This window comes from Luteimonas sp. J29, assembly GCF_000472505.1.
Taxonomy (GTDB): domain Bacteria; phylum Pseudomonadota; class Gammaproteobacteria; order Xanthomonadales; family Xanthomonadaceae; genus Luteimonas.
The window spans coordinates 1-5785 of the sequence record NZ_AWZR01000016.1; the positions used below are offsets into that span (position 1 = coordinate 1).

A 5785-nucleotide genomic window follows, 5' to 3' on the forward strand; every position below is an offset into this window, starting at 1 on the left:
GTCAGGTTGTGCTTCTTGCACAGGGCCTTGATCGACATGGCGCCGACCTCGGCCTCGCGCAGGATGCCGATGATCTGCTCGTCGGTGAACCGCTTCTTCATGGAGCTCTCCTTGCCTGTTAAGGGTAGAGAACTCACCAGCCAAATGGCTACACGATCCGTCTCAGGTCAGACCCCATATCCGGGGAATAGCCAGAGTATTCCGCTGCCTATCGAGTGCAGTCAAATTGCCAAGTCCCTGATCTCAGGGAGTTCCCACCCATTCGCCAGCGGATGGTCCCGCGCGGCCTGCCTGAATCAGGCTGGAGGGCGATTATTCCCCGGAAATGCTTGGTAGCTCGGCCGTTGGGTCGGCGGACGAGGGCCGGGGACGAGGCGGTCCGTATCAGCGCATCGGCACGGGACGCAGGCAATCCGGACACCTGTGGTCGGATCGGCGGGGCGCTGGATGGAGAGATGATCGCGCTGCGGAACCACACGCAGCGAAGACCCTGGTGCCGGAGGTGGGACGCGAACTGTCTATGCAACGATTTGATATTAATAAACAATCTGCAGGACTGGTCTCTCACGTGCCCCCTCACAGGCCCCCGTTGATCGCGATTGCCACTACTTGTCGATCCCGAGCTCGCGGTAGAAGGCCACCACTACAGGGTCAGTGCGAACGTCGCGCATGGAAATGGGGCGGGCGAGCGTGATGCCGTCCAGGGTCCGGGCGCGGGACAGCGCGACATAGGTCTGGCCCTCGGCGAAGGCGCCGCCGCCCAGGTCCAGGGTCAGCGCATCCAGCGTCATCCCCTGTGACTTGTGGATAGTCAACGCCCAGCCCAGCGCCAGCGGGAACTGCTCGAAAGTGCCTACTTCTTGCGCCTCCACCCGGCGCGTCTGGTAGTCGTAGACATAGCGGTACTTATGCCAGGTCTCGCGCCCCACCAGCAGCACGTTGTCGGTCGCGCCCTTGCGTACCCGGACGTGGTCGTCCTCCATTCCTGCCACCGTGCCCAGGTCGCCGTTGATCCAGTCCGGCTTGCGGTTCTTCAGGAAGACCACCTTGGCACCGATCTTCAGCTCAAGCCGGTCGGACACCGGGAGCTTCCACCGGTTCGCGGCGACTGTACCTTCGATCCTCGCCTCGTACAGCCGCATGGGTCCAGACAGCTTGTCGAGCTCCAGCATGTTGATGCGGCGCGCACTCTGGTTCGTCGGCACCAGGTAGGTCCCTACCGGAGCTCCGGCCTCCCTGTCGCGGAAGCAGCGCCGGTTGAACATCGCCACTGCCTCGCGACAATCGTCATTGAGGCGGATTCGGTTCAGCGCCTCGACAAACGCCTCATCTGCCTGTCGCCGCACTTTGGTCAGCACCACCGGCACGATCGGCTGCTCAGAGAAGATGTCCGCCGAGAAGAAATAGCGCGTGCGGTAGCGGTGCGAGAAGTAGACAGACTCCTCGGGCGAGGCGACCACCGGTGGCAGTTGCAGCAGGTCGCCTACGAAGATCACTGGCACCCCACCGAAGGGCGCCGGATTGTCGCGGGCGCTGCGCAGGATGTTGCTCATGGTGTCCACCATGTTCGGCTGCACCATTGACACCTCGTCCACGACCAGGCACTTCAGGTTCTCAAGCACCAGCCGCACGCGCGCGCTGAGCGGGTGGTTTTCGCCCGGGTCGATCAGCCGCGGTGGTAGGCCGAAGAACGCGTGGATGGTGTCGCCCTGGATCGCAGCCGCAGCGACCGCGGTCGGCGCCACCACTGCACAGGAGTCGATTCGGCTGCGCAGCCAGTGGATCAACGTGGACTTGCCCGTGCCGGCCTTGCCCGTCACGAAGAGGGCAGGGCAGCCGGCTTGCACCGCCTGCAGGATGAACTCGTACTCGGGCAGAACCTCCACCCCAGTCAGCTGGTCCGGTTCGGAGGTGTAACGCTTCGACTGACGCTTTCCCTGTTCCGGGACAATCAGTTCCTGGATCCGGGACAGATCGGTCGGCTTGGCGGGAGGCGCATCCTTTCCGAGAATCTCACGGGCCAGCTTCTGCAGGGTGTCGATCAGGCTCATGGCACCCGGATCATGCCCGTGTTCAACGCAAGCCCGCCAGCACGGACAGGATCGCCAGCGCCAGCATCACCCAGACCCAGCCGGGGACTCCGCTGTCCTCTCGGCTCCGGGGCGGCTCACGGACGTCGGCCCGCATCGGGGGAATGGCCAATGCTGGAGGCGTAGTTCGCACAGGCGGCGCGGCAGCTGCAGGTGGCCTGACGGCCTGCGGGGTCGGGCGGCTGCCGACCCCCATGCGCTGGCGCACCGCGCGGTCCACGTCGATACAGCAGGACTCGATCCGGTCGAAATCGTCCTCGTCCGCCTCTACGTGGACAACCACGCCTCTGCCAGGCGGGTAGAAGCACACGAAGTCGAGCCACTGCCGACGGCAGACCCAAAGCTGCCCCTGCACCTGCCAGCGGTAGCGTGCCGGCATCTGGCGGGACTTCACCACCCGGCGGAAGGCCGGCAGCTGCGGGCACTTGATCTCGATCAGGCCGTCTGCGCCGACCAGTCCGTCCGGCGACACCCCTACGAACTCATGCTCGGCGTGCACCACGAAGCCGACCTCGTCCACGCGACGGCCGTGCTGCCGGCTGTACCAGGTGCGCGCGCCCGACTCGTGAGTGATGCCCCACTGCATCGCCGCGTTCACATAGCCGCCGTCGCGGCAGCGCCCCGTTCTGCGCTCCTCAGCGAGTTCGGAGACCAGGCCCTGCCAGGTGTCCGTATGCTTTGCCGCCATCGCGCGCGCGAACCGCGAGCCCGTGATCCGGCCTGCGCGCGCCCGGTACCAGGCTTCCGATCTCTGTTGCATGCCTGCCCCCTTGCAGACACCCCTCGGGCTAGTCTGCCTCTTGGTTCCAGGCGGGTCCATCCTTGTCGAGCAGGAAGTATTCCCACTCGGGATCGGCGCGCAGGTCGACAAGGAGTTCAGCCCAACGACCGGCCACCTCCGCCACATGCTTCATCTTGGCCTCGCTGGGAGAGAACGGATCCGGAAGGCGGGCAATCAGCAGCGGTACCAGGGCCTGGACGAAATTCCGCTCTGCGTAGGGATTCATATCAGCTGTTCTCCGTGACGGAAAGACTGAGTTTGTCGAGCCAGATCCTGCCTGACTCGGTACGGGGCGTGACGCACACGGCCCGGGGGTAGGTTCCGAGGACGCGGACGGCGGCCTCCAGCGGAACGAATGCCCAGCCCGGCACTAGCACGGTTGCGGGAACCGAGCCGCTGTTTTTCAAGGTGCCGAACAACACCAGGACGCTGCCGCCCGCAGTCACCTCGACCGCGGGCTGGCGCAAGGAGCGAAGTCGTGACCTGCGTGCCTTCAGCTGTTCTCAAATCCTGCCGCAGCTGCTGTGCATCTACTGCTATGTGCATGATTGCTCGGCCAACCCCTCCGAAAGAGAGATCATTCTGACATCCAGAAATCACACGTCATCGTTCATCGGTTTGAGCATGTAACCACCGCAACTCACGATTCGATCAGCGTTGTCTCAAAGTCATTCCCCAAGGATGCGATGCTCGACTTCAAGAACTCCGCGACTGGATGGTCAGGCGCCTCAACGTGCAGCACAAGGTGATCAATGGCTCGCGTAACAGGAATCATGAGCCAACTGGCTGCATATGCGCGCGCCGCATCTTCCTGCGATTGCAACAAGTCTCCGCTACCATCGAAAAGGCTGAGCTTCTGATCATAGAGCCTGTCAAGCTGTAGGCAATAGACATTCCACCCCTCAAGCCCCCTGCATGACTCGTACGTCACCACGCGCATCTGTCTGACGCTGGTGGCGAATGATCGGCGCTCTTCGTCATCAGTGCCGTCCCAAATATCAAAGCCCGTCCCGCCGATCATCTCAACCACGTGCTTGGTGTGCTGACTGAACTTCGTGGTAAACGGAACACAGACAAGAGAATCTACGGGCTGATTTCCGTTGGATTCTGCCGAAGCCAGTAGTTCACTTAGAGGCTGAGACAGTGAGCGCAAGCTTCCCACCAATACGGTGATCTTGCCTCCCGAGAGCTCCCTATTCGCCTGCAAGCTCCAATTTGTCAAACCCATCTCTTCAGCTAATGCGTTAGCGAAAGAGGCCAGACCATGCTTCAAACGTAGACTGCGCCTCAAGGGCACAACTTGCTTAGGTACGTTGCCGATCCTCGCAGTCCAATCTGTCGCGTGACTCGACCTGACAAGCTGGTCAACACCATCAGCAACTACGGTCTTCTCGGGGCCGTACAATAGAAAAATGATGTCGCGCTCCCGCTCGGGCCAATCCTGAGCCTCGTCGATAAAGACGAAGTCAAATGCCGGGGAGTCTTCTGCCGAGAAAGCAGAGATCAGATCATACAAGCTATTGAGATGCTGGTCGTAATTATCGAGTGCGGATTTGTCGATAGCCGATATGATCCCGCCGTCGCGCATTAGCTCCAGCATGAAAGACTGCACAGTCCGAACCTGAACTACGGCGCCGTCAGAGTCGACGGGGGTTTGGAGAATAGATAGAGTCCTTTTGATGTCTGCCACCAGGGCGACGTTGTAGGTCAAGAACAGAACTCTCTTCAGCAAGTTGAGATGGAGGTCGATAGCCAACCTAATGAGTGTGATTGTTTTTCCGGTGCCGCCGCGCCCCCGAAAAAGCAGCAACTGGGAACCAAGCCTCTCTGCATACTGTTGGTCATCAATTACCCGGCGCGTTATTCTTTCCAGCCTCTTTCTGTCGAGAGGTGTGCTTGGTTGCGGAGCACTGAACAGAGTGCAGATTTCCTGCGTAATTGTGTACTGTTGATTGATCGTGAGCGGAAATGTCTGGATGACATCATTGCCAGGACGGATGAGCCATTCTCGATGAGGTCCGGCGTTTGCAACAAGAAAGTCGCTCCATGTGCTGTCACTTCCGACGATGTTGATGAACTCTATGTTTGGGAATGCACTTTTGCTGACGTTCTCCAGCCAAACAAGACTTGTAATGAACGGCGTTCGATTGAGGTTTCTTTTAATGTAATCCCTGAGGGAGTGGAGCTGCTTGAATGCTTGTTCCGTAGCATCCTTCTGGATTCCCCCATGGTACGGAACAACTACCTTTCCACCCGGAAAAGAAACTCTTTCTGCAGAATGGCTTTTGACTTCTATTGTCCAAATAAAGCTTAAAACATACTTCGAATCCTTGATTCCTTTAATCGGTGGAAGTGGCCGAGGCTTCCTAAGGTTTCCTATGACGACAAGGTCAATGTCCTGAACTGCACAGCCGAAGCATTTGGCTGCGACAACAATCGTTACATGTTCGGCCGCAGAATCCTGAAGGTCCGGCCATTCGTTCAAGATGATCTTTCGAAGAAGTTGCGCCGTTCTGTACTCCGCTACATCTTGTGACCCAACAATCTCAATCACTTGAACCTCCCCGCCCCCGGCGTCTATTCAATGGTTTCGTCACAGCCTAGTCGTGCTTCGATGTCAGGAGCCCAAACTTCTTCCCCGCCGGGCACGCACGCCACTCTAGAGGTTCGAAGCCTTGACCTGAGTATGGAACTTGTAGCCGATCAGGCAGTGAGTCCGGGGTGAATGGTATCGGGTTCCGACCAGTTCCGGCGAACGGTCGCCGGGGGTTTGTAGCCATGGGCGCTGTGCGGCCGCTGCTCGTTGTAGAACTGCCGCCAGCGTTCGATCAGCACCTTCGCTTCGGCGCGGCTGCGGAACCATTCCCGGTTCAGAAGCTCGTCCCGAAGCTTGCCGTTGAAGCTCTCGACGAAC

Annotated in this window: 7 protein-coding genes; all 7 read right to left on the bottom strand. The window is 59.8% G+C overall.

Annotated features, from left to right (window positions below):
- Nucleotides 1–101 (bottom strand): transposase (locus LUTJ29_RS19180; RefSeq protein ID WP_043741662.1); only part of this gene is annotated, 101 nt, incomplete at its 3' end.
- A gap of 504 nt (nucleotides 102–605) precedes the next feature.
- Nucleotides 606–2051 (bottom strand): AAA family ATPase, encoded by a 1446-nt coding sequence (locus LUTJ29_RS0114310; protein ID WP_051323055.1) that lies wholly within the window; start codon nucleotides 2049–2051, stop codon nucleotides 606–608.
- Nucleotides 2052–2073: 22 nt separating this feature from the next.
- Nucleotides 2074–2850, bottom strand: coding sequence for a lambda exonuclease family protein (locus LUTJ29_RS18225; protein ID WP_186442015.1), 777 nt, complete (start codon nucleotides 2848–2850; stop codon nucleotides 2074–2076).
- Between the two features lie 28 nt (nucleotides 2851–2878).
- A complete protein-coding gene (locus LUTJ29_RS18895) occupies nucleotides 2879–3097 on the bottom strand; it encodes a hypothetical protein (RefSeq protein ID WP_027073105.1) in 219 nt (72 codons plus the stop codon).
- Between the two features lies 1 nt (nucleotide 3098).
- Nucleotides 3099–3338 carry a hypothetical protein gene (locus LUTJ29_RS0114325; protein ID WP_027073106.1) on the bottom strand — a complete coding sequence of 80 codons (240 nt, stop codon included), beginning with the start codon at nucleotides 3336–3338 and terminating at the stop codon, nucleotides 3099–3101.
- Between the two features lie 173 nt (nucleotides 3339–3511).
- Complete coding sequence (locus LUTJ29_RS18730) at nucleotides 3512–5425, bottom strand: hypothetical protein (protein ID WP_144774654.1); 1914 nt, start codon at nucleotides 5423–5425, stop codon at nucleotides 3512–3514.
- A 149-nt stretch (nucleotides 5426–5574) separates the two neighbouring features.
- Nucleotides 5575–5785: integrase core domain-containing protein (locus LUTJ29_RS0114335; RefSeq protein WP_156911581.1), on the bottom strand; the 211-nt coding region annotated here is incomplete at its 5' end.